22 protein-coding genes, 5 pseudogenes and 1 riboswitch are annotated in these 23,942 nt (G+C 43.5%); of the genes and pseudogenes, 10 read left to right on the top strand and 17 right to left on the bottom strand.

All coding sequences use genetic code 11. The annotated features are described in order from the left end of the window. Nucleotides 1-86: 86 nt before the first annotated feature. The gene (gene rlmD, locus SCRDD08_RS03515) at nt 87-1,445 is read right to left on the bottom strand and encodes a 23S rRNA (uracil(1939)-C(5))-methyltransferase RlmD (protein WP_061422457.1); all 1,359 of its coding nucleotides are present in this window, start codon (nt 1,443-1,445) and stop codon (nt 87-89) included. A gap of 55 nt (nt 1,446-1,500) precedes the next feature. On the opposite strand from rlmD, the pseudogene SCRDD08_RS03510 reads away from it, so the two are divergent. From SCRDD08_RS03510 to SCRDD08_RS03490, 4 genes and pseudogenes are all read left to right on the top strand, one after another. Further along, nucleotides 1,501-2,276: pseudogene (locus tag SCRDD08_RS03510) on the top strand (aminoglycoside 3'-phosphotransferase). 26 nt (nt 2,277-2,302) lie between these two features. After that, complete coding sequence (gene recX / locus SCRDD08_RS03505; protein ID WP_061422456.1) at nt 2,303-3,079, top strand: recombination regulator RecX; 777 nt, start codon at nt 2,303-2,305, stop codon at nt 3,077-3,079. A gap of 86 nt (nt 3,080-3,165) precedes the next feature. After that, nucleotides 3,166-3,699: a nucleoside tri-diphosphate phosphatase gene (gene ntdP / locus SCRDD08_RS03500; protein WP_005590859.1), complete on the top strand. Its 534-nt coding sequence runs from the start codon at nt 3,166-3,168 to the stop codon at nt 3,697-3,699. A 187-nt stretch (nt 3,700-3,886) separates the two neighbouring features. Then, nucleotides 3,887-4,204, top strand: a complete 318-nt coding sequence (locus SCRDD08_RS03490) for a DUF960 domain-containing protein (protein ID WP_045498988.1) — start codon at nt 3,887-3,889, stop codon at nt 4,202-4,204. A 57-nt stretch (nt 4,205-4,261) separates the two neighbouring features. On the opposite strand, the gene SCRDD08_RS03485 is transcribed toward SCRDD08_RS03490, so the two are convergent. Next, on the bottom strand, nt 4,262-4,696 hold the full coding sequence (locus SCRDD08_RS03485) for a GNAT family N-acetyltransferase (protein WP_061422454.1): 435 nt from the start codon (nt 4,694-4,696) through the stop codon (nt 4,262-4,264). Nucleotides 4,697-4,758: 62 nt separating this feature from the next. On the opposite strand from SCRDD08_RS03485, the gene SCRDD08_RS03480 reads away from it, so the two are divergent. After that, nucleotides 4,759-5,184, top strand: coding sequence for a MarR family winged helix-turn-helix transcriptional regulator (locus tag SCRDD08_RS03480; protein WP_061422453.1), 426 nt, complete (start codon nt 4,759-4,761; stop codon nt 5,182-5,184). A gap of 121 nt (nt 5,185-5,305) precedes the next feature. Here the strand turns inward: SCRDD08_RS03480 and SCRDD08_RS03475 are convergent, their stop codons facing one another. The 4 genes from SCRDD08_RS03475 to SCRDD08_RS03460 form a co-directional block, all read right to left on the bottom strand. Then, nucleotides 5,306-6,847: an ABC-F family ATP-binding cassette domain-containing protein gene (locus tag SCRDD08_RS03475; RefSeq protein ID WP_061422452.1), complete on the bottom strand. Its 1,542-nt coding sequence runs from the start codon at nt 6,845-6,847 to the stop codon at nt 5,306-5,308. A gap of 94 nt (nt 6,848-6,941) precedes the next feature. Then, nucleotides 6,942-7,598 (bottom strand): CBS domain-containing protein, encoded by a 657-nt coding sequence (locus SCRDD08_RS03470; RefSeq protein WP_061422451.1) that lies wholly within the window; start codon nt 7,596-7,598, stop codon nt 6,942-6,944. Between the two features lie 277 nt (nt 7,599-7,875). Next, entirely contained in the window at nt 7,876-8,730 is an 855-nt protein-coding gene (locus SCRDD08_RS03465) for a bifunctional methylenetetrahydrofolate dehydrogenase/methenyltetrahydrofolate cyclohydrolase (RefSeq protein WP_061422450.1), read from the bottom strand. Between the two features lie 139 nt (nt 8,731-8,869). Beyond that, on the bottom strand, nt 8,870-9,100 hold the full coding sequence (locus SCRDD08_RS03460; RefSeq protein ID WP_005592360.1) for a DUF1797 family protein: 231 nt from the start codon (nt 9,098-9,100) through the stop codon (nt 8,870-8,872). Nucleotides 9,101-9,341: 241 nt separating this feature from the next. Here SCRDD08_RS03460 and SCRDD08_RS03455 point away from each other — a divergent pair, with 241 nt between their 5' ends. Continuing rightward, a complete protein-coding gene (locus SCRDD08_RS03455; protein ID WP_061422449.1) occupies nt 9,342-11,588 on the top strand; it encodes an ATP-dependent Clp protease ATP-binding subunit in 2,247 nt (748 codons plus the stop codon). A 152-nt stretch (nt 11,589-11,740) separates the two neighbouring features. On the opposite strand, the gene SCRDD08_RS03450 is transcribed toward SCRDD08_RS03455, so the two are convergent. The 8 genes from SCRDD08_RS03450 to SCRDD08_RS03415 form a co-directional block, all read right to left on the bottom strand. Further along, entirely contained in the window at nt 11,741-13,795 is a 2,055-nt protein-coding gene (locus SCRDD08_RS03450) for a cation:proton antiporter (RefSeq protein ID WP_061422448.1), read from the bottom strand. 12 nt (nt 13,796-13,807) lie between these two features. Beyond that, entirely contained in the window at nt 13,808-14,062 is a 255-nt protein-coding gene (locus SCRDD08_RS03445; protein ID WP_061422447.1) for a hypothetical protein, read from the bottom strand. A 46-nt stretch (nt 14,063-14,108) separates the two neighbouring features. Then, nucleotides 14,109-14,657, bottom strand: a complete 549-nt coding sequence (mnmM, locus tag SCRDD08_RS03440) for a tRNA 5-(aminomethyl)-2-thiouridylate-methyltransferase MnmM (RefSeq protein ID WP_061422446.1) — start codon at nt 14,655-14,657, stop codon at nt 14,109-14,111. After that, on the bottom strand, nt 14,651-15,598 hold the full coding sequence (gene mnmL, locus SCRDD08_RS03435; protein ID WP_061422445.1) for a tRNA modification radical SAM protein MnmL/YtqA: 948 nt from the start codon (nt 15,596-15,598) through the stop codon (nt 14,651-14,653). The genes mnmM and mnmL overlap by 7 nt, the downstream gene beginning before the upstream one ends. Before the next feature lie 59 nt (nt 15,599-15,657). Beyond that, complete coding sequence (locus SCRDD08_RS03430) at nt 15,658-15,957, bottom strand: MGMT family protein (RefSeq protein ID WP_061423257.1); 300 nt, start codon at nt 15,955-15,957, stop codon at nt 15,658-15,660. Nucleotides 15,958-16,059: 102 nt separating this feature from the next. Further along, nucleotides 16,060-16,710: a phosphatase PAP2 family protein gene (locus tag SCRDD08_RS03425; protein ID WP_061422444.1), complete on the bottom strand. Its 651-nt coding sequence runs from the start codon at nt 16,708-16,710 to the stop codon at nt 16,060-16,062. Then, the gene (locus tag SCRDD08_RS03420) at nt 16,700-17,257 is read right to left on the bottom strand and encodes an ECF transporter S component (RefSeq protein WP_061422443.1); all 558 of its coding nucleotides are present in this window, start codon (nt 17,255-17,257) and stop codon (nt 16,700-16,702) included. The genes SCRDD08_RS03425 and SCRDD08_RS03420 overlap by 11 nt, the downstream gene beginning before the upstream one ends. 144 nt (nt 17,258-17,401) lie before the next feature. After that, a riboswitch (FMN riboswitch) is annotated at nt 17,402-17,620 on the bottom strand. A gap of 80 nt (nt 17,621-17,700) precedes the next feature. Beyond that, on the bottom strand, nt 17,701-18,210 hold the full coding sequence (locus tag SCRDD08_RS03415) for a tRNA (cytidine(34)-2'-O)-methyltransferase (RefSeq protein ID WP_061422442.1): 510 nt from the start codon (nt 18,208-18,210) through the stop codon (nt 17,701-17,703). Nucleotides 18,211-18,515: 305 nt separating this feature from the next. Here SCRDD08_RS03415 and trkA point away from each other — a divergent pair, with 305 nt between their 5' ends. Together trkA and SCRDD08_RS03405 are read left to right on the top strand one after the other, a co-directional pair. Beyond that, nucleotides 18,516-19,865, top strand: coding sequence for a Trk system potassium transporter TrkA (gene trkA, locus SCRDD08_RS03410; protein ID WP_061422441.1), 1,350 nt, complete (start codon nt 18,516-18,518; stop codon nt 19,863-19,865). 4 nt (nt 19,866-19,869) lie between these two features. Then, entirely contained in the window at nt 19,870-21,309 is a 1,440-nt protein-coding gene (locus SCRDD08_RS03405; protein ID WP_061422440.1) for a TrkH family potassium uptake protein, read from the top strand. Between the two features lie 51 nt (nt 21,310-21,360). On the opposite strand, the pseudogene tnpA reads toward SCRDD08_RS03405, so the two are convergent. Both tnpA and SCRDD08_RS03400 read right to left on the bottom strand, forming a co-directional pair. Beyond that, nucleotides 21,361-21,768 (bottom strand): annotated as a pseudogene (gene tnpA, locus SCRDD08_RS12230) (IS200/IS605 family transposase); the annotation flags it as partial. A gap of 222 nt (nt 21,769-21,990) precedes the next feature. After that, a pseudogene (locus tag SCRDD08_RS03400) lies at nt 21,991-22,215 on the bottom strand (AI-2E family transporter); the annotation flags it as partial. Between the two features lie 124 nt (nt 22,216-22,339). On the opposite strand from SCRDD08_RS03400, the gene SCRDD08_RS03395 reads away from it, so the two are divergent. Both SCRDD08_RS03395 and SCRDD08_RS10990 read left to right on the top strand, forming a co-directional pair. Continuing rightward, nucleotides 22,340-23,134: an ABC transporter ATP-binding protein gene (locus tag SCRDD08_RS03395; RefSeq protein ID WP_061422438.1), complete on the top strand. Its 795-nt coding sequence runs from the start codon at nt 22,340-22,342 to the stop codon at nt 23,132-23,134. Then, nucleotides 23,131-23,389 (top strand): annotated as a pseudogene (locus SCRDD08_RS10990) (beta-carotene 15,15'-monooxygenase); the annotation flags it as partial. The gene SCRDD08_RS03395 and the pseudogene SCRDD08_RS10990, both read left to right, overlap by 4 nt. Before the next feature lie 286 nt (nt 23,390-23,675). Here the strand turns inward: SCRDD08_RS10990 and SCRDD08_RS03385 are convergent. Continuing rightward, nucleotides 23,676-23,909 (bottom strand): annotated as a pseudogene (locus SCRDD08_RS03385) (ABC transporter permease); the annotation flags it as partial. Nucleotides 23,910-23,942: the final 33 nt, after the last annotated feature.

The raw sequence follows: 23,942 nt of genomic DNA, 5'->3' as shown, positions 1-23,942 counted from the left end.
CAATCCAAAGACAATTGAGAGGCTAGGACTTTTATCCCAGCCTCTTTTGCTGTTCATTTAGGCTTGTTTCTAAACAAATCGCTCTTTTACTTAACTTTTTTGACCAATTTCACCACTGCCTCCGTCCGAGCGGTATGGGGAAACATATCAACTGACTGGATGTAGTGGACATCGTAGACCTGACATAGCTTGACCAAATCGCGCGCCAAGGTTGAGACATTGCAGGAAACATAGACCATCTTTTCAGGTGCATAGCGGACAATCGTTTCCAGCAGCTTATCGTCCAGACCTGTTCGCGGCGGATCGACAATCAAGGCATCTGCCCGATAACCTTCAGCGTACCAGCGAGGAATAATCTCCTCTGCCGTTCCAGCTTCGTAGAGTGTATTGTCAAAGCCCATCTTTTTTGCATTGCGCTTGGCGTCTTCAATGGCCTCAGGGATGATGTCCATACCACGCAGAGATTTGACCCGTCTAGCAAAGGCAAAGCCAATGGTCCCAACCCCGCAATAAGCGTCAATCAAATGGTCTTCTTCCGTCACATCCAAAGCCTTGACCGCCTCTCCATAAAGCACCTCTGTCTGCTCAGGATTAAGCTGATAGAAAGCTCGAGGCGACAGGGAAAACTCATAGTCCAACACTCCTTCTTGAATAGCTTCCTCGCCCCAGATAATCTCTGTCTTATCCCCATAAATCTCACTGGACTTGCTCGTATGATAATTGACCGCCACTGTCTCCAGCTCGGGAAATTCAGCCACTAGGTCTCGGACGACTGGAGAAAAGTCTAGCTTGCGACCTGTTACAAAAATCATCTGCACCTGACCCGTTTTTCTGGCCCTGCGAATCATGACGGTACGCACTCCAGTTGTCTTGCGCTCATCGTAGATGGGCAGCCTGTATTTACCTAAAAGCCGAGCCACCTTATTGACAATAGCCTGCGTTACCTTGTCCTGAACCAGACAGTTTTTCAGCGAGACCAGATAGTGGGAATTCTGGGCATAGAGTCCTGCCTTGACCTCATCCTTAAATTTCCGAGTCTGAAACTGCAGCTTGGCCCGATAATAGAGCGGCTCCTGCATGCCAATGGTCGGACGGATTTCATAATTTTCATAGCCAGCTGGCGCAAACTTTTTCAGAGCCTGACGCAGCAAATCCTCCTTAAACTCTAACTGCTTGTCATAGTGGAGATGCATGATTTGACAGCCTCCGCAGCTTTCATAAATCTCACACGGGGCTTCCACCCGAAATTTTGACCGCTTGTTGATGGTCAAGAGCTTGGCTTCAATAAAATTCCGCTGCACCTTGGTCACCTGACAGTAGACTTCCTCGCCTTTCAAAGCACCGGGCACAAAGACCAGCGTTTTCTTATAAAATCCAATTCCTTCCCCATTGATTCCCATTTTTTTGATTTTGAGAGGGATTCTTTGCTTCACTTTTACATTCATGCCTCTATTATACCACGCTAGAGTCGATTCGTTGAGAATATGTTACAATAAAAGTATGAAAGCAGAAAAAATATCTCTTCCACTCGCCCATTTCCCTGAGCAAATCCGAACTTATCTAGAGGGAGCCAACTTTTACGACAGCTCCTCACATCAAGCGCCCGTGTTTTCTATGCCGATACGGGCTATTATTTGAAAATCGACCAAAAAGGCAAGTTATCCCAAGAAGCCACACTTGCCAAATGGTTTGAGAAGCAAGAACTCGGTGTACCTGTCATTCACTACTTGTCAGCAGACCATGACTACCTGCTGACTAGAGAAGCCGAGGGCAAGGACGCCCTCGCCTTTCTCCAACAGCCAGAAGAACTTTGCCAAACGATGGCTGCCGCGCTCAGAAAACTTCACAGCCTCCAACCCCAGCATTTTCCAATCCAGCATCGCCTCCAACACTATAAAGAGCAAGCAGAGGAAAATTACCATAAAGGGTGCTTTTATCAAAAAGCTTTACTGCCCCAATTTCATATCCAAAGTCGTGAGGAAGCATACCAGCTTATCCAAGAACAGGGACACCTACTGACGACGGACGCCTTGATTCACGGAGATGCCTGCTTGCCTAATTTCATTCTGAAAGACGCTTCCACCTTCTCCTGCTTTATTGACGTTGGTCTCGCTGGCCTCAGTGATCGCCACATTGACCTTTACTGGGCCATCTGGTCTCTTACTTATAATTTATCTGACCCCAAATACGCAGAGCTCTTTCTTGACTACTATGGCCGGAAGGATGTTGATACAGACAAACTGCGCTTGATTGCTGCCTTTGAAGCATTTGGCTAAAAGAAAGGATTTTACCAAAATCTCTTATGAAAATCACAAAAATCGAAAAGAAAAAACGGCTCTACCTCTTGGAGTTGGACGACAGCGAAAAGCTCTATATTACAGAAGACACTATTGTCCACTTCATGCTATCTAAAAGGATGGAAATCACGGAGCAAGAGTTGAAAGAAATTCAAACTTACGCCCAATTTTCCTATGGGAAAAATCTAGCCCTCTATCATCTCTCCTTCAAGCAAAGGACTGCCAAGGAAGTCAAGGACTACCTGACCCAGCACGACATCCAGCCAGACATCATCAGCCAAGTCTTGGACGCTTTGAAAAAAGAAAATTGGATCAACGACAGAAAATATGCTAATTCTTTTATCCAATCCAACCTTCTCACTGGCGACAAGGGCGCTTTTGTTCTCAAGCAAAAACTCAGTCAAAAAGGGATTTCTAGCACTATTATCGAAGAAGAGCTAAGACAATTTGATTTCCCTGAAGTAGCTGAGCGAGTTGCTGGGAAACTTTTAAAGAAATACCAAGGAAAGCTGCCCAGCAAGGCGCTGCAAGATAAAATTCTCCAAGCCCTGATAAACAAAGGATTTTCCTATGGACAAGCCAAAGAGGCTTATCAACATTTAGACATCGAAGAAGACCAAGAAAACCAGCAAGAACTGCTCTATAAAGAGCTAGACAAGCAATACCGCAAGTACTCAAAAAAGTACGAGGGCTACGACTTAAAACAGCGTCTGACCCAAGCTCTGGCTCGCAAAGGCTATGATTTTTCGGACATTGCCAGCGCTCTAAGAGAATATCTTTAAGATTTTCTATGAAAACTTAGGCATTTTTATGAAAATATGTTACAATAAAGAGGATAAACTTAAAAATTGTAGAAAGTTGGTAGGTTATGAAACTTCCCAAAGAAGGCGACTTTATTACAATTCAAAGTTATAAGCATGATGGGAATCTTCACCGCACTTGGCGAGATACCATGGTACTAAAGACAACAGAAAATGCCATTATTGGCGTTAATGACCACACACTGGTAACAGAAAGTGATGGCCGGCGCTGGGTAACACGAGAGCCTGCCATTGTCTATTTTCATAAGAAATATTGGTTTAATATCATTGCCATGATTCGTGATAATGGCACTTCATACTACTGCAACCTTGCCAGCCCCTACTATCTGGACAATGAAGCCCTTAAGTATATCGACTATGATTTAGATGTCAAGGTCTTCACAGACGGAGAAAAACGGCTGCTTGATGTGGAAGAGTATGAGCGCCATAAAAGGCAAATGAACTATTCGGATGATTTGGATTTCATTCTCAAGGAAAACGTTAAGATTCTGGTTGACTGGATCAACAACGAACGTGGTCCCTTCTCCGATGCTTATGTGAAAATTTGGTACAAACGTTATGTTGAACTAAAGAATCGATAAAGTTGTCAAAGAGCGCAAGCTCTTTTTTCTTGCTTTTTTTCTCAAAAGACCTTCGTCCAGCAAAAAAGCAATTTCTTGCAATTCCTACTTATTTCTTGTATGATAGAACCATCAATGCTGCTAGTAAAGCACTAGAGGACCAATTTCTGGTCCTCCACAGCAAAATTTCTAGAAAGGAGTGAGTCTCATGGCTTTTACCAATACTCGTGGTCGCTATGCCAGCTTTGGCGCTATCACTAGCCTTCCAGATGATGTGATTGACACTTTCTGGTACATTATCGACAACTTCCTTAAAGATGTTTTCCCTTTGAATAACCTGATTCGCTTCGAGTTGATCAATAACGAAGGAAAGCTGACTTTTCGTTTTTCTGAGGACCATCTTGATACACTCATCTCCTTTGATTTCACCTATAAATTTGACCCATTCTACCCTCGCATGATCTACGTTGTGGATAATAACGGCAGAGAGACGGTCATGTTAGCCGATGAATACTCCATGTTTTAAAAAAATAAAATCCAGTTGAGACACCATCACTATGAACGGTTCATCAACTGGATTTTTTTATTTTTTGTAAATCATTTTGATATGAGGCGTCGATTCAAAGATAAAAGGCTCTCCTTGACTTACAAAGCCGAATTTTTCATAAAGGCCCACGACTTGCTCCTGAGCCTCAATCTCAATCATTTTTCCCGGCCACTTTTTCTCACAAAGAGACAAAATTTCCTCTACCAATCTATTCCCCAAGCCCTTTCCTCTGGCTGACGGAGCTGTCACAAGCCGTCCAAAAACAACTTTTTCATCTTCCTCAAACACGCGGGCATAGGCGTCTACTTCCTCTTGCTCATTAACATGAAAAATATGAACAGCTTTCAAGTCTTTTTCGTCCAATTCATGATAGATTCGCTCTTGCTCGACGACAAAGGTATCGATTCGTAGTTTTAAAAGCTTGTAAAACTCCAGCGTGTCCAACTCTTGCAAATATTTTTTATGCCACATACTTGTTTCCGTCCTTGCTTTATTATATAATCGTTGTAAATGCAACTATCAAAGGAGTTCTTATGGATTACCGTCAGTTATTTCGTCAAATGGGATTCATCTCCCGTCAAGCCATGATGAGAATGAATCAAGAGGCTAGCCAATACGGGCTTGATAATAATCTCTTTCTCATTCTTACTCGCATTGTCGAACATCCCGCCATCCATCAATCTCAGCTAGCAGAGCTGGTTCAGATTGACAAGACTACTCTAAGCCGCTCTCTACAAAAGCTGGAAGAAAGAGGCTTGATTATCAAAAAGACCAAGCAAGAGAATAAGAAATTCAAGGAGCTCTATCCACTGACTCCTGCACTAAAAGTATATGATAAGCTGATTGGCTACGAGGACAGATATATTCAGGCTAGTCTGCATCAACTGACTTCATATGAACTCTTTCAGTTGGATCATATCTTACAGAAAATTCAAAACTCCCGACAAGAAGAAGTATAACACAAAACGGTTGCATTTGCAACTATATGGCATCAAAAACTAAAGCTATTAAAAGCGGCTGCTTGCAAGTGACTAAGTGAGTTCTCCTAGTCTCTGCAAGCAAAACCGCCTTAATAGCTTTTTAAGTTAGTTGATTGAAGTCCCAGATTTGATCCATCCAGCCTTCATAGAAATCAGGCTCGTGGCATACCATGAGAATACTACCCTTATATTCTTTCAGAGCGCGCTTGAGCTCCTCCTTGGCATCTACATCCAAGTGGTTAGTCGGCTCGTCCAGCACCAGAACATTATTTTCTCGGTTCATGAGGAGGCAAAGGCGGACCTTTGCCTGCTCGCCACCTGAAAGAACTTGAATCTGACTCTCGATATGCTTGGAAGTCAAGCCACATCTAGCCAGAGCAGCTCGAACTTCTGCCTGATTTAGAGCTGGAAAGGCATTCCAAACTGCTTCCAGCGGTGTCTGACGATTGCCGCCTTCGACTTCCTGCTCGAAATAGCCCAGCTCTAGATAGTCCCCGCGTTCGACTTGACCTGCGATAGGCGGGATAATCCCCAGCAAACTCTTGAGTAGGGTTGTTTTCCCAATCCCGTTTGCTCCGATGATGGCCACCTTCTGATTGCGCTCAAAGGTCAGGTTAAGGGGTTGGGTTAGCGGACGGTCGTAACCAATCTGCAAGTCCTTGGCTTGGAAGATAAAGCGACCAGGTGTACGGGCAGGCTTGAAGTCGAAGGATGGTTTTGGTTTCTCACTTTGCAGCTCAATAATGTCCATCTTATCGAGTTTCTTTTGGCGGGACATGGCCATATTACGAGTCGCCACACGGGCTTTGTTGCGGGCCACAAAGTCTTTGAGATCCGCAATTTCCTTCTGCTGGCGTTCATAGGCGGCTTCCAGCTGAGATTTTTTCATCTCATAGACTTCTAAGAATTGGTAATAATCACCAGAATAGCGGGTCAACTGCTGATTTTCCACATGGTAGACGATATTGATCACATCGTTCAAGAAAGGAATATCATGGGAGATCAGTACAAAGGCATTCTCATAGTTTTGGAGATAGCGCTTGAGCCAGTCAATGTGCTCCACATCCAGATAGTTGGTTGGCTCGTCCAAGAGCAGGATATCTGGCTTTTCCAGAAGCAGCTTGGCCAAGAGAACCTTAGTCCGCTGCCCACCAGATAACTCTGTCACATCGCTTTCCATACCGTAGTCCATAACACCTAGTGCCCGTGCAACTTCGTCAATCTTAGCATCCAGCGTATAGAAATCCCGGCTTTCCAAACGGTCCTGAAGCTCGCCCACTTCTTCCATCAGAGCATCCACATCGGCTCCTTCCTCAGCCATGCTCATATAGATTTCATTGATGCGGGCCTCTGTCTTGAAAAGCTCGTCAAAGGCCGTGCGCAAAACATCGCGGACAGACTGGCCTTGCTCCAATACAGCATGCTGGTCCAGATAGCCAGCCGTCACATACTTGTACCACTCAACCTTGCCCTCATCCGGCAGCATTTTACCCGTCACAATACTCATAAAGGTCGACTTCCCTTCACCGTTGGCACCGACAAGGCCGATATGCTCACCCTTGAGCAGGCGGAAGGATACATCCTCAAAAATAGCCCGGTCACCAAAACCGTGGCTGAGATTTTTTACTTCTAAAATACTCATCTTTTCTCCTCTATCATTGATTGCAGTTCCTTGATTATACCATCTTAGGAAGCCAATTGGCAAGAAAATAAAAGCCTCAACTGAGGCTCTTACTTTATAAAACTTTTGCACTGGTGCGGGTAATATCTTCTACTTTTATATTGTGTGCTTCAAACTTGGCCTTCAAGGAAACCAAGTCAACATCTCCGTCAATTTGTACCTCAATGACAACTTTACCGTCCTTACGAGGAATATTGACCGTGTTTGAAATATTGAGGTTTTCTTCGACAAGTAATGCGATAATATGCGATAGGACACCAACCTCGTCTTCTGTGACAAAGCGCATTCGAACGCCCTTTTCGCCATAACCAGACACTTCTAGAAAAGCCTTGAAAATGTCGCGATCCGTAATGATTCCATAGACCTGCTCATTGTCAACAACTGGTAAGATTCCAATTTTATTTTTCAGCATCAAATAAGTCGCATCTTCTAGACTAGCATACTGGGAAATCGTAACAACATCGTGAATCATCACATCTTTTACCTTGGTTTTATTCAGAAGATAGTTCATTTCATAAATAGATAGGCTCGTTGCCTTTGATGGACTTGCTTCTGCGATTGTTCCTTCTGTCACAAGGCCCACCAGCTTATCATTTTCAATCACGGGCAAGCGGTGCAATTTTTGGTCGCGCATAATATCTGCCGCATGCGCAATCGTTGTGTCTGGGCTAATGTATACAACCTTGCGTGTCATAAAATCTTTTACTGCCATGAGAAGCCTCCTCTAGTTTCTTTTTCTAATCTTATTATACTGTATTTTCCAACTAATTTCAAACGCTTTCACGATTTTCTCTTATGTTTTCAAAATTTAGAAAAATCAGGCAGGCTACCTATAAAAAAGTTAGATTCGCCTATGAGAAAACGAGGGGGAAAATTTGACCCAACCTCGCTTTAGCCTATCTCTATAGTTTCTTGTCTAATACCACTAGCGACAAGATGACCAAAAACAATTGAAAGAAGAAATAGATCAGCCAAATGCTATTTTTCTATTATTTCTCTAAACTTCTAACAAAGGCCTGATAAGTCTGTTCCATTAGCATGGTAATGGTCATCGGTCCGACTCCCTTTGGAACTGGAGTAATGAGACTAGCCACTTCTGCCACTTCGTCAAATTTAACATCACCAATCAGCTTGCCATTTTCATCCCGGTTCATGCCGACATCAATAACGACAGCTCCCTCCTTGACAAAGTCCTTGGTTACAAAGTGTCCTCGTCCGATAGCCACCACTAAAATATCAGCTTTCTTTGCAATTTTTGCTAAATGATGGGTCCTTGAGTGCGTCAAAGTAACGGTCGCATTTTTAGACAACAGAAGCTGAGCCATAGGTTTACCGACAATATTACTACGGCCAATCACCACCGCATTCTTTCCTTCCAAGTCCACCTTATATTCCCGGAACATTTCCATGATTCCTGCTGGTGTAGAAGGAATCATCAAGGGATGTCCTGACCAAAGTCGCCCCATATTGGTTGGATGAAAGCCATCTACATCCTTGTCTGGATCAATGGCTAATAAAACCGCTTCATCATCAATATGGGCTGGCAAAGGAAGCTGGACTAGGATTCCGTGCCAAGCTGGATCCTGATTATATTTAGCAATCAAGGTCAGCAATTCTTTCTGACTCGTTGACTCAGGCAGACGCACAACTTCACTACGAAAGCCTGCAGCTAGAGCGGACCGTTCTTTATTTCTCACATAAACCTGACTGGCTGGATTGTCGCCCACCAAAATCACCACTAAACCAGGTTCCTGACCTGTTTCTGCTTTTAATTTTGCTGTTTTTTCTGCAAGTTTCGCTTGAAGCTTTTCTGCTAAAGCTTTCCCGTCAATAATGTTTGCCATTCTTTTCTCATTTCTTTTTCACTATATTTATTCATTATATCAGAAATCCTTCTGTCCCACTTATACATTTTTCTTATATAAAGTTATAAGATTAAAGACTGAGCTTGACGAGCAAAATAAAAAAGCAGAACCCTGCTTTTTAGTATAATAATTCATAAATTTCCATGGCAATCAAGTCAATACTATCGAAAGTATAAGTCTCACGCGCTGCCACATCACGCAGAGTAAAAATTGGTCCATTTTCTTCGTCGTAGCTGTACGCCACTTCGGCAACAACTACTCCTTCACGTTCAAAATTACGTTTTAAATTTCCACCATCTTTGGCCATAGCTTCCAAACGATTGATGATTCTAACTAAATGTGATTCCATTTTATTTCTCCTATTTACTTGCTTCTCTCCTATTTTACCATAAAAAGAAACTGAAATACCAGTAAAAGACCAATTTTTTCTCTTTTTCGAGCTATAATTTCTCAAAAAATCAGTCTCAGGGAGGATTTTGTAGTAAATTCTTGCATTGTGCAAGAATACTGATATAATGAAACTATAATACTTTGACTATTTTTGACCATTTAAAAATAGGTGGATCTACGGCCAAAGAAAGAGGTAGAATATGCTTTGTCAAAATTGTAAAATCAATGAATCAACCATCCATCTCTATACAAATGTAAACGGAAATAAGCAGCAGATTGACCTTTGTCAAAACTGCTATCAAATCATGAAGACAGACCCTAACAATAGCCTTTTTCGAGGACTGACTCAGGCTAACAACCAAGGAATTGACCCTATTGACGATTTCTTTAACAGTCTTGGTAATTTTCAACAACCCCAAGAACCAAATCCAAATATCCCGCCAACTCAATCTGGAGGAGGCTACGGTGGCGGTGGCTACGGTGGCAATTCCAATCATGGAGGCGGAGCACGCCAACAGGCTCCGCAAAAGCCAAAAGGCCTGCTGGAAGAGTTTGGTATCAATGTGACTGAGATCGCCCGTAAAGGAGAGATTGACCCTGTCATCGGTCGGGACGAAGAGATTACTCGTGTCATCGAAATCCTCAATCGTCGTACCAAGAACAATCCTGTCCTTATTGGAGAGCCCGGTGTCGGAAAAACAGCTGTGGTGGAAGGCTTGGCCCAGAAGATTGTGGATGGGGACGTACCTCACAAACTCCAAGGCAAGGAAGTTATCCGCCTAGACGTTGTCAGCCTAGTACAAGGGACTGGTATCCGTGGTCAATTTGAAGAGCGGATGCAGAAGCTCATGGACGAGATTCGTTCTCGTCAAGATGTCATTCTCTTTATTGATGAAATCCATGAAATCGTAGGAGCTGGATCTGCTGGCGATGGCAATATGGATGCCGGAAATATCCTCAAACCAGCTTTGGCTCGCGGAGAACTCCAAATGGTTGGGGCTACTACCCTCAATGAATACCGTATCATTGAGAAAGATGCAGCCCTCGAGCGCCGCATGCAGCCGGTCAAAGTAGACGAGCCGACAGTAGAGGAAACGATTACCATCCTCAAAGGGATTCAGAAAAAATACGAAGACTACCATCACGTCAAGTACACAGATGCGGCCATTGAAGCTGCTGCCCTTCTCTCCAATCGCTACATCCAAGACCGCTTCCTGCCAGACAAGGCTATTGACCTCTTGGACGAGGCTGGCTCTAAGATGAATCTGACCCTCAACTTTGTTGATCCCAAGGTTATTGACCAGCGTCTAATTGAGGCCGAAAACCTCAAGGCTCAGGCAACCCGTGACGAAGACTTTGAAAAAGCCGCTTACTTCCGCGATCAGATTGCCAAATACAAGGAACTTCAGAAGACGAGCGTGCTAGATAACGATATTCCAATTATCAGCGAGAAAACCATTGAGCATATCGTGGAGCAAAAGACCAATATCCCCGTAGGCGACCTCAAAGAGAAAGAACAGTCTCAACTGGTCAATCTCGCCAGCGACTTAAAGGCTCATGTCATCGGCCAAGATGATGCCGTGGATAAGATTGCCAAGGCCATCCGCCGCAACCGGGTCGGACTGGGAAGTCCCAATCGCCCAATCGGCAGCTTCCTCTTTGTCGGACCTACTGGTGTCGGTAAGACTGAGCTGTCTAAGCAACTAGCCATTGAGCTCTTTGGCTCGGCTGACAGCATGATTCGTTTTGACATGAGTGAATATATGGAAAAACACAGCGTAGCCAAGCTGGTCGGTGCCCCTCCAGGCTACGTCGGCTATGAGGAGGCTGGTCAGTTGACTGAGCGCGTCCGCCGCAATCCATACTCGCTCATTCTACTGGATGAGGTGGAAAAAGCCCATCCTGATGTTATGCACATGTTCCTGCAGGTTCTGGATGATGGCCGCCTGACAGATGGCCAAGGCCGGACTGTCAGCTTTAAGGATACCATTATCATCATGACATCCAATGCCGGAACGGGCAAAGCTGAAGCCAGCGTTGGCTTTGGAGCAGCGCGTGAAGGCCGCACCAATTCCGTCTTGGGTGAATTGGGCAACTTCTTCAGTCCTGAGTTTATGAACCGCTTCGACGGCATTATCGAATTCAAGCCACTCAGCAAGGACAATCTGCTGCAGATCGTCAACCTCATGCTGGACGATGTCAATCAACGTTTGGCAACCAACGACATTCATCTGGATGTTACGGAGAAGGTCAAGGAAAAATTGGTTGACCTAGGCTACGATCCAAAAATGGGCGCTCGCCCACTGCGCCGTACCATTCAGGACCATATCGAAGATGCTATTACTGACTTCTATCTGGAAAATCCAAGCGAAAAAGATCTCAAAGCTATCATGACCAGCAATGGAAAAATTCTCATCAAATCAGCCAAAAAGACTGAAGCAGAATAAACCAAGCTCGATGAAAGCCAAAGCTAACTGATTTTAGCTATGCGTCTTGATAAACTCTTTAAAACAAAGCAAGAAGAGAACGGATAAAGTATTCCGTTCTCTTTTTGAATTCTATTTAATTTTTAGTGGAGCTCACTGAATAGCCTTATCTTCTAGCGCTCTCTAGTGTAATTAACCATGTCATAAGGTAGAGTATTGGCTCTTTCTTTCAGTGAGTAATTTTCTAAATTATTGACATTTTGGCGCAAGCGTTTAGCATAGCTACTTGAGATCAATTTCTTTTTCTCATATTCAAAGATAATTTTTCTCTCCAAATAATAGCCCCAGATCATTTCTGAGATGTTATTGGGCTTGAATCGCGCAATAACACGCTCGATGAAGGCACCACTACCGATGATCTCCGTTTCTCTTAGTCGAGATTCCTGCAAAAAAGTAATTAGAGAAGGCTTATAGATGCCCTTTAGATGTTCCAAACTTTCGATAATGACTTCGGTATTGGACAGATAAAGCTCTGCTATATCCTCCATATCCTCAGCAGTTAGATGCTTAACTCCACCCTGCCTCCAAGAGCGCCATCTAACACCAAGGGTGACGATCTCATGAAGCAACATACGCAATACGCGCAGCGTAACAAGAAACATATAGGTAAAGCGAGAAACTAAGTTTCGATTGATGCCCTGCTCAATATTATGTAGGTAACGCTGATAAAGGTGATAGCTACGGTCGCTGATTTTTCCTTCCTCAAAAGCTTGCTCCAGACCATCATTCTCGATACTCAAAATCAATAATTTCAGAGCTGCCAAGTCTCGCTGAGTAGCCTTGTCTTCCTGTTCAAGGATTAGATTTTCGATACGACCATGGTAATTGTCAATAGCCGCATAGAAAGGTGCCTTAGCCTTGGTTTGCTTAAGGCCTGCTTCCAGCTCACTCACTACTTCATTTAAAATAGCAATGTGCATCAGGTGCTCGTTTTCATCTTCTCTTTCCTCAGACAGATGAGGAAGAGTGAGCAAACCTGTCAAAAAGCTAAGAAAGGTCACACCTGCTACCAAGAAAAGCAACAAAGGATGATCTTGCTCCAATTGACTCGGAATCAAAAGAATAGTCGCAATGGAGACTGTTCCTTTGACACCTGAAAAGGTCAGCAGCAGCATTTCCTTCAGGTAGTTTCCAACATTCTTGTGCAATCTTCTGATTCGAATGAAGTAAAAAGTGAACAGCATAAGAAACCGAAGGGCAAAGAGTAGGAAAGTCAGAAGGACAATGCTCACGAGTAGCAAGAGATTATCGTAAATCGGGCTCTTTAAGATTGGCTCTGCAATCATCTCCAGCTCTATTCCTAAAATGATAAAGACAGAGCCATTGAGCATAAAGTTCACTGTATTCCAGATGGTTTCTGTAACCGAATCCACCTGAGCTTCCAGAAGCGTTATCCGCTTGAAGCGGCTAGCCTTAAAGATACCTGCGACGACCACTGCGATAATCCCTGAAACATGGATTTCCTCTGCTAAAAAGAAGGTAACCAAGGGTAGGCTCAGCTCCAGCAAGAGCTCACTAGCAATATCTGATACATGAGCACTCATCAGCAGTTTATGCAACCAGCGATTAAGAGCTGCGCTGGCCATCCCGACGGCAAAACCACCGATAATGGAAAGAACTAAGGATATACTAGCTTTTCCTAGGGAAAAACTTCCTGTAGTCCAGGCCAAAAGAGCCACACGAAAAGCAACTAGACCAGACGCATCATTGAGCAATCCCTCTCCTTTTAGGATATTTTCCACCCGCTTAGGGAAGGAAAAACGCTCTGATAGGGAAGCAAAGGCAACCAAGTCTGTCGGACCCAAAGCGGCTCCTACGGCAACACAGGCCGCTAAGGGCAAAGCAGCCCAGAGAAGATGAGCCAGATAGCCCAAACCAAGCGTTGAAATAAAGATAACTGGAAAAATCAAATACAAAATGATTCGCCAGTGCTTGAGAATACTGGTAATATTGCTTTCCTCAGCTTCCCGAAAGAGCAATGGCCCGATTACCAAGGCCAAAAATAGCTCTGTATCTAAATGAAATTTCCCCTGAGGAAGGAGAAAACCAAGCGAAATTCCTAACACAATTTGCACTAGAGGTAAAGGAAGCTGGGGCAGCAAGCGATTGGTCACATTCGATACAACCAATAAGAGCAAAAAAACAATCGTGTAGAGAAGGATTTCCACTTTGAACCTCCCTTATCTCTGCTGGCAGCATTCTTTAAACAATTCTTTTTGCGCTGAAATCTTTTGATCGATTTTGGATAGGTCGCGGTGCTCAATCATCTTTTGGCAGCGCTCCATCTCTAGATTCACCAATTTTTTCTTGATTCGCAGCATTTTTTTATTCATTTTGGCCTCGTCCAAAAGGCCAACAATCGTTTCTTCATTGGCAGACTCGACGTATTTGTTTCGTAAGCCAGCCAATTTTTCATGCAAATATTGTTTATCCATTTTTCTCCAAATGATTCCCCAGAAAGTTTTTAAAACTTTGGAATCCTTATTTTCCTTTTAATTTCTCAATCATAACCAAAAAAGGCGGATTGTTAATCTGATTGATGGTCTTGTAGAGGGCGACAGTGAAGTCCTGCTGGGGCAGCTGACTGACGAAGTCTAGCACCGCATCTTTTTCAACTTCGCCACCTTCATGCCCGTAGTAAATCATGATAGCTGCTCGACCTCCTTTTTCCAAGCCTCTGCAGACTTTTTCCAGAGCTTCCAGCGTCGTATCGGGTCTTGTAATGACAGACTTGTCCGCCGAAGGCAAGTAGCCAAGATTAAAAATAGCAGCCTTGAAATGGTCTGTATATTGGTCCAGACTCTCATGGCCAGCCAAGATTAGCTGAGCATTGTCCAAGCCAGCTTCTGCCAAGCGCTGGCGGGTCTTTTCTACAGCCTGCTCCTGAATGTCAAAAGCATAGACTTGCTTGGCCAACTGAGCCAGAAAGAGGGTGTCATGCCCGTTGCCCATCGTAGCGTCCACTACGACATCTTCCTTGGTCACGACTTCTGCCAAAAAGTCATGGGCCATCTGTAAAGGTCTTAACATACGAATTTCTGCTCCTTTGCTTTACAGCCTTGCTTGCTGCCACGACGACGCATTTCTGCCTCGATGGCATTGAGAACTTCCCATTTATTGAGGCTCCACATGGGGCCAATCAACATATCTCGCGGGGCATCGCCTGTGATACGGTGGATGACGATATGCTCGGGGATAATCTCCAGCTGGTCGCAGATAATGGAGACATACTCCTCCTGACTGAGCAGCCGCAGTCGCCCCTCATGATAATCCCGCTGCATACGAGTATTGGTCATCAGGTGAAGCAAGTGAAGTTTAATTCCCTGAATGTCATTGTCCGTCACACAGCGACGGACATTCTCCAGCATCATCTCATGGGTTTCGCCTGGCAGGCCATTGATCAAGTGAGAGACAATCTCCGCCTTGGGAGCCAGCTTACGAACTCGCTGGACCGTCTCCACATAGAGCTCATAAGAATGGGCACGGTTGATAAGGTCCGAAGTCTCCTCATAAGTTGTCTGAAGGCCCAGCTCTACAGTCACATGCATACGCTCAGACAGGTCAGCCAAGTAAGCAATGGTCTCATCAGGCAAACAGTCGGGCCGAGTTCCGATGTTAAGTCCAACGACACCTGGCTCGTTAATGGCTTGCTCATAGCGCTCACGAATCACTTCAAGCTTCTCATGGGTATTGGTGAAGTTCTGGAAATAGACCAGATACTTACGAACATCTGGCCACTTGCGGTGCATAAAGTCAATTTCCTTGTAAAACTGCTCGCGAATGGGCGCATCTGGTGCCACAATAGCATCACCAGAGCCCGAAACGGTACAAAAAGTACAGCCTCCATGCGCTACGGTTCCATCTCGATTGGGACAGTCAAAGCCCGCATCAATAGGCACCTTAAAAGTCTTTTCTCCAAAAAGTTTTCGATAATAATCATTCAAAGCATTGTAAGATTTCATACCTTCCATTCTACCACAAAAAAGGACCTAGAAACAAAAATTTCCCCCTTCACTAAGAAAGAAGAAAATCATGCCTCCCATTGATAATGCTTGAGGTCCACAAAGCCATTGGCCTTCAAGTCCACTCCTTCCGCCCAAAGCAAGTGTGCTTGGTCTTCCCAGCCTGGTGCCAGACGCCCTGCCGCATTGACCACCCGATGGCAAGGATGCTTGTCGCCATAATGCTCCGACTGACTGAGAATCTTCCCGACCAAACGGGCGTTTTTAGGCCGACCAATTAAACGAGCAATCTGACCATAGGTTGCCACGCGCCCAGCAGGAATCTCATCCACAAGAGCTAAAACCGACTTGATGATTTCTGGATTCAAAACGTATAACCTCCTCTTCATCTCACTTGCTCCTATCTTAAAAGAAGAGGCCTCCTTTGTCAAGGTAAAAAGGCTGGCAAAGCCAACCTTTCTCATCTCTATTTATTTCTGCTTTCCCTTGAAACGCCATTGAAAGCGCAGCTTGTCATAAAAAGGAAATTCGATGTTGATAATGGCGAAGCCCAGCAAGGCCCCTCCGATTACATCTGTCGGATAGTGCACGCCCAGATAGACTCTGGATGCCATGATGGTCAAGATAAAGAGCAGGAGCAAGCCCTGTACCAGACGTTTGATTTGTTGATTTTGCATCCGTTGCTGGACAATGATAATCAAGGTCCCAACAACAATGGCTGTCGCCATGGCATGCCCACTTGGGAAAGAATAGCCTCCTTCTTCGACCAAATGTGAAATACTTGGCCGACTTCTGTGGTAAACAAGTTTAATCAGCTTAATCAAAATCCCATGTAAGACCAGATTTCCCGCCAGCAAGGCAGCTTCCAGCTTCCATTTTTTATAAAGGAAAAACAGGGCAAGAGCTGAAACCCAGATAATGATTCCTAGTGGGTCAATGAAACTAGTAACCAGTTTGAAAAATGTCGTCAAGAAGGCAGGCAAGTCTCCCCGTAGCCAGGTCTGAATCGGGCTATCAAAGGCAACCAGCTGCTCTGGATAAAACTTGACCATGTAGCCTAGTATAACGAAAAGTAAAAGGGCAAAAGAGCCCTTTGTTAGATAAGATTGTTTATTTTTCATAGCGTTTTAGAACGGGCGTCAACAGCGTGTAAATCAGCCAGAAAGCCACCGCCCAGATTACTCCTTCTAATAGGTTAAAGGGAACAATCATGGTCAGCAGATACTTACTTACACCAATGACCTGACCGATATCAAAATTTGCAAAACGAGCATAAAGCGGAATGGCATAAAAAGCATTCAGCGCCAGCATACTTGCAGTCAAGGAAAGAATCCCTAGGAAAGATGCAAGCAAATAGCTCATCAAATCTCTCTTCTTTTCCCAGAAAAGAGCAAAGAAGATGACATAGACCAGAATCGCCACAATATTGATTGGCAAACCAATCAAGGTTTCCACTCCATGACCATTTAAGGACAATTTTAAAACAGAGCGGATGAGCAAAACTGCTACAGAACTCTTAAAATCCAAGAGAACCAAGGCTAATAAAATCGGAATAATCGAAAAATCCAATTTTAGAAACTCGGCTACCAAAGGGATTTGATAGAACATGAGCAGGAAAGATAGTGCAGATAGAGCCGCTACTATCGCCATTTTGCGCGTATTTGTCATAACAGGTTCCTCCAATTTATAAAAATTAGAGAAGCTGGAAGGCTGTTAACACAAGGCCCGAAAAATCCTTTCAGAATTTATAAGAGTATATAAAATACCCCTTAAAATAAAATTAAAACGACCAACCGGCCAGGCAATAACGCCTTTCGTCTTCTCCCATCCAGACTATACTGTCGGTTGTGGAATCGCACCACATCAGCTTTCGCTCGCGGACTTATTTGGCTAAGATATTTTAGATTTATCTAGGCGTCGCAGTCAAAGATCATACTTAAAGTATATCGAGACAAGACAACGACGAGAAGGCTAAAATAGCTAGTCAAATTTACCGCCGGTCGGGAATCACACCCTGCCCTGAAGACACTCTTATCATAACAAAAAAAGCCTGCCAGAGCAAGCTTTTTGATTGATGTAATAAATATTATTTCAATTCAACTATTTTTCTTTTACTTCAACTTATCCACTTCATATTCATGCACCAAGTCCAGTCCTGCAAAGTTCTGTTGGCGTAGGGCTTCGTAGACAATCATACAGACCGTATTAGAGACATTCAAGCTGCGGACATGCTGGTCATTCATGGGAATGCGCAAGGCCTTTTCTGGATGCTGGCGCATAAATTCCTCAGGCAAGCCTTTATCCTCACGACCAAACATGAAATAATGCGGCCCTTCTGCTGCAAAATTCTCCTCCGAGTAGACCTTCTCGGCAAACTTAGAAATCAGATAGAGCCGTCCGTCCATCTGCTTCATAAAGTCATCTAGACTCTCATAGAAGCTAATATCCAGCTTATCCCAATAATCCAGTCCAGCCCGCTTCATCTTACGGTCGTCAATAGGAAAGCCCATGGGCTTGATGATATGGAGGGGAGAATTGGTCGCTGCGCAAGTACGAGCAATATTGCCTGTATTCTGTGGAATTTGTGGTTCAAAAAGGACGATATGATTTTGCTGAGACATGATTTTTTCCTGATTTTCATTAGAATAAAAAAATAGCCACACTGCCCGGAGTCAAGCTCAGCAAACAGCGTGGTTAAGGCATCATTAACTTACATCACAACAGGTTTGATGTAAATCAATGAGGGTACTTTCCTAGTATATCATTTTCTTCCGACAAGTCAATAAAAATGATCTCAAAAAGTGAGATTTTTGTAGGATTTCTTTTGAAACAGCTTACTATTCTGTAAAAAACGACTTTATTGAGATTTATAGATGAAATTTTATATAAAAAAAGGTATGATAGATACATATTCGGGAGGAATAATATGAAAATTATCGTCGTCGGAAGCGGGAAGGTCGGAGCCGCCCTTTGTCGCTCGCTCGTTGCTGAAAAGCATGATGTCGTTTTAATTGAACAAAATGAAGCTGTTCTAAATCATATTACAAAACGTTACGATATTATGGGCATCGTTGGAAATGGTGCAAATTTTAAAATCTTGGAGCAGGCAGATGTTGCCCACTGTGATATCTTTATTGCCATGACTGAGCAGGATGAGGTCAATATGGTTTCAGCCGTTCTCGCAAAGAAAATGGGGGCCAAAGAAACTATTGTCCGCGTGAGAAATCCTGAATACTCAAATGCTTATTTTAAAGAAAAAAATATTCTAGGCTTCTCTCTGATGGTCAATCCTGAACTCCTAGCTGCTCGTTATATTGCCAATATTATTGATTTTCCTAATGCCCTGTCATTGGAGCATTTTGCTAATGGTCGAGTGACCTTGATGGAGTTTAAAATCAAGCCAGAAAGCTATCTCTGCCAAATGAATCTCTCGCAATTTAGGAAGCATTTCCCTCACGTTATTATCTGTGCTATTGAGAGAGAGGGCAAACTCAGCATTCCAGATGGGGATTTCACCTTGCAGCCATCTGATAAAATCTTCCTGACTGGAAATCGTTCAGAAATTGTCCGCTTCCACAATAAAATCCGACCAAGGGTCATCAAGAGCCTCATGATTATCGGGGCAGGTAAGATTGCCTATTATCTCTTAAATATTCTTAAAAATAGCAAGATTGAGCTCAAGGTCGTCGAGATCAATCGCCAGCGGGCAGAGTTCTTCAGCCAAGAATTTCCTGAACTCTACGTGGTCAATGGAGACGGTACAGCCAAAGATATTCTACTCGAGGAAAGAGCTGCGCATTACGATGCAATAGCTACTCTGACAGGCGTCGATGAAGAGAATATCATCACCTCAATGTTCCTCAACAATCTTGGCGTTCAAAAAAACATTACCAAGATCAATCGGACAAGTCTCCTCGAGATTATTGACAATCAAGATTTCGCAAGTATTGTCACGCCAAAAGGGATTGCTGTTGATACCATTATGCACTTTATCCGTGGACGGAATAACGCGCAATTCTCCAGCCTAGAAGCCTTGCACCATGTAGCAAATGGCCATATTGAAACGCTCCAATTCCAGATCAATGAAGGAAATAAAATGGTCGAGCAGCCACTTTCTCAGCTCAAATTGAGGAGCGGGGTGCTGATTGCTGCTATCATTCGTCAAGGCGTAGCCATCTTCCCAAGTGGAGATGACTATTTGGAAGTTGGAGATAAGATCATCGTGACAACCTTGATTCAAAACATCGACAAGATTTACGATTTGTTAAAGAGGTAGCCCCATGAATAGACCTATGATTCGCTTTCTCCTCTCTAAACTCCTGCTCATCGAAGCAGCTCTCTTGTTGGTTCCAACAATCGTTGCCCTGATCTACCGTGAAGATCTTGAAGTCTTCCTTTCGATCGGCGCTACAATGATTATTTTAGTGATTTTGGGTGGATTAGGTTCAGCCTTTAAGCCTAAGGATGCTCACATTTACACCAAGGAAGGGGTCCTGATTGTTGCCCTTTGCTGGATTCTCTGGTCCTTCTTTGGCGCTCTGCCTTTTGTCTTTTCGGGCCAGATTCCGAATCTAATTGATGCTTTCTTTGAAGTTAGCTCTGGCTTTACCACTACTGGTGCTACGATTTTAAATGATGTATCTGTCCTTTCCCACTCCCTCCTCTTTTGGCGTAGTTTTACCCACTTGATTGGAGGAATGGGGGTGCTGGTCTTTGCCTTAGCTATCATGGACAATGCTAAAAATGGCCACTTAGAAGTCATGAAAGCGGAAGTTCCTGGACCAGTCTTTGGTAAAGTTGTGTCGAAATTAAGAAACACTGCCCAGATTCTTTATATTATCTATCTAGCGCTCTTTGCCCTTTTTGCCTTTCTTTATTTCCTCGCAGGCATGCCACTCTTTGATAGTATCGTCATCGCAATGGGAACGGCTGGTACAGGAGGCTTCACTGTCTTTAACGACGGAATTGCCCACTACAATAGTTCTCTAATCACCTATCTTGTCAGCTTTGGCGTTCTGACCTTTGGGGTGAACTTCAATCTCTACTATTATCTCTTGATTCGAAGATTTAAAGCCTGTTTTCATGACGAGGAGTTGAAAGGCTATCTCTGGATTGTCCTCACTGCCACTATTTTGATTAGCTTCAATGTTCTCCATATTTACGGGGAATTTGCAAAAAGCTTAGAAATTTCATTTTTCCAAGTTTCCAACATCATTACTACGACAGGATTCGGCTATGGAGATACCGTACAGTGGCCTCTCTTCTCACAAATCATTCTGCTGCTGCTCATGTGTCTAGGAGGTTCTGCTGGCTCCACCGCTGGCGGTTTCAAAGTAATCCGTGCCATTATCATCGGTCGCATCGCTAAAAACCAAATCCTTTCCACGCTTTCTCCAAACCGTGTTCTAACCATGCATATCAACGGTGCTGTTTTGGATAAAGATACCCAACACAAGGTTCTTAAATATTTAGCTGTTTATATTTTGATTATCGCAGCTTTGATTTTCATCATCAGTCTGGACAATAACAATCTAATGACTGTTACCAGTGCTGTCATCAGCTGTTTCAATAATATCGGACCAATGATTGGGACAACCGAGACCTTCTCTATCTATAGCCCATTTTCTAAATTCCTCCTCTCTCTTGCCATGATTGCAGGACGTTTAGAGATCTATCCAATCCTGCTTCTATTCCTACCAAGAACCTGGTCTAATAGATAGCAGGAAAATAGCTATCGTTACTTGACTAAAGCCCGTAACAACGGGCTTTAATCTTGTTCTAAAACTACCATCTGAGAACGAATCCTCGTACGATTTGACACTTAACTTTTTAAGGACAAGGTTATTTTTCTCTTGCTCGCGAATCTATTTGGCAACTGCCTTTCCGTTTAGGCAAACGGTACTTACATATTTATCAAATATCCCGTGAAATCAAAACTCGAACGTTTTGGAGAGATTTAGGCAAGCATGCGAACATGATCTGGCATCATCTGTCCCTCAGTAATTTCCAAGCCTTTGTATTGACATAGATGACGAAAATTCTCAATGAGATCTCGTCTTATTTTATAGTAAATGGTTTTTCTGCGATACTTGGGTGGTAAACGATACTTGGGTGGTAAAGATGATAGGATATTTGCACGTCCATTTGGTATGTGCTAAACTGTGACTGATTTTAGCCAATTCTTTTTCCTCCTTTGTCTTACCTGAACAAGTAGATTATACCAGGAAAAAGAAATGAAAGCTCAAAGCCTTGGCAGCCACTAGCTTAGCTGTGGCAGTTTTCTTGTTTTTCTCTACGAAAAAAACTGACTTGAAGACATAATGAAAATAAGACGGAAGACCCTTCTTCCGTCTTATTTCTGGTCTCGAAACTCTGGAATCAATCGATTCCCAAACCTATCCTTATTTATTAATAATTCCAAACTCTTCCTTCTTCTTCTGCTGCTGGGCTTCCTTGTGATTATCATAGCGATTGGCCAAGAACTTAGCGATTTCCTTGAGGATAGAATAGGTCGGGATTGCCACAATCATCCCCAGTACGCCATAGATATTGCTGGATAAGAGCAAAAGGACCATGATGGTAATAGGATGGAACTTCATCACACCGCCAACGATACGGGGATAAAGAAAGATTATCGTTAGTAAAAGGACCTACATCAGCTTACTTTTATGAAACATTTGCCTCCTCCTATCAGTTATTTCTCATAAATTTTGTTATAATAAAGGAGTTTTAACGAAAGAGAGAGTAAAAATGGAAAAAATTATCAAACTGGAAAATGTAAGCTTGACTAAGCAAGGCCGAACCATCTTAAAAGATCTCAACTGGCAGGTGAAAAAAGGAGAACATTGGGCCATTCTCGGTCTCAACGGCTCAGGAAAGTCTACTCTCCTGCGCTTACTCATGGCTGAACATTGGAAAACCCAGGGCAAGGCGACGGTTCTCGGTACGGAATTTGGTGCTGGAGACATTCCTCAGCTGCGAACTAAGATTGGAGTAGTTGGCTCCTTCATTGCTGAGCGCTTGCCCAGCCATCTCACTGCTGAAGAAATCGTCCTGACAGGAAAGTATAAAAGCAGTATTCTCTATGCTCCTTACGGACAAGAAGAACTGGACCAAGCTAGGGAAATGCTGGCTTCCATTGGCGGACAAGATTTGATTGGCCGGAGCTACATCAGTCTGTCTCAAGGGGAAAAGCAGCTCTTGCTGATTGCACGCAGTCTCATGGAAAAGCCGGAATTGCTTATCTTAGATGAAGCGACCAGCGGTCTGGATCGCTTTGCCCGCGAGCGCCTGCTGGAACAGATCGGTAAGATTACGCAGATGGAGCAGGCTCCAACCATCCTCTATGTCACCCACCATGTAGAGGAAATCACTGCTGCTATGGATCATGTCCTGCTCCTGAAAGAAGGAGAGATTATTGCCCAAGGTCCCAAAGAGGACATTTTTCACAAAGAGGTCATGGATCGCTTTTATCCTCAGCCAGTCGAGCTGATCGAGCTGGGAGAAGACCGTTATTTCATCAAGGTGGAGAACAGGTCCTCATGAAGCAATTTTCTAATACTATCTTCAATCTGGGCTATTTTCTGACTCTGACCATGACTGCGATTATCTTGCTTGATCTATCTGGGCAGATTCTGCTGTCCCATACTTACATCCCTTTAAGGATTGCTGAAGGAGTCCAATTCGTCAGTAATCCTTGGTATTTCTACCCCATCCTCCTGCTCTTTCTCCTCAGCTTTTTTAATCCGGCCCCTGTTGGAAAAGGTTCAGACCAAGTATTTTTTTCGGATTTTGTCCCTCACCTGACTAATGCTATGACAACGGGATTTTACCTTGTGCTAAAACTACCATCTGAGAACGATTTAACATTTAACTTATCAAAGACAAGGTCATTTTTTCCCAATCACGTATATTAGAAACTATCTTTTCATTTAGGCCAACGATATTCACATAGTCTCCTCTCGCCCTAAACTCTCGATTGTCATAATACATCCCCTCTTGTTTTTCAATCTGAACAGGAGGGGTTATTTTGATTTGAAATGAATCACACTTAGTTTTGCGTTATTATCATTTCCATCACTTCATTTTAATCGTAATCAGCATACCTCCACCAAGCTATTGTTGCGATAAGACCTAGAATACTTACCCCAAACAAACTGACAATGCTCCCAAAATTCAATAGTGCTTTTCCTGCAATACCACTTGCGAGTGCAGGAATCGCCCATGGAATGTATTTCCCAAAGTTAAGAGCAGAACCAAGCTGAGAAAAAATAATAGTAAAAATAATAAATGCCAATGGTGACAAATAGCCTCGGCCAAGCACTGGCGATTTAATACTTCATTTAAAACAAAT

Source organism: Streptococcus cristatus (assembly GCF_001578775.1).
Taxonomy (GTDB): domain Bacteria; phylum Bacillota; class Bacilli; order Lactobacillales; family Streptococcaceae; genus Streptococcus; species Streptococcus cristatus_A.
The sequence above is the reverse complement of the archived record's forward strand: the minus strand, read 5'-3'. Positions and strand labels throughout refer to the sequence as shown.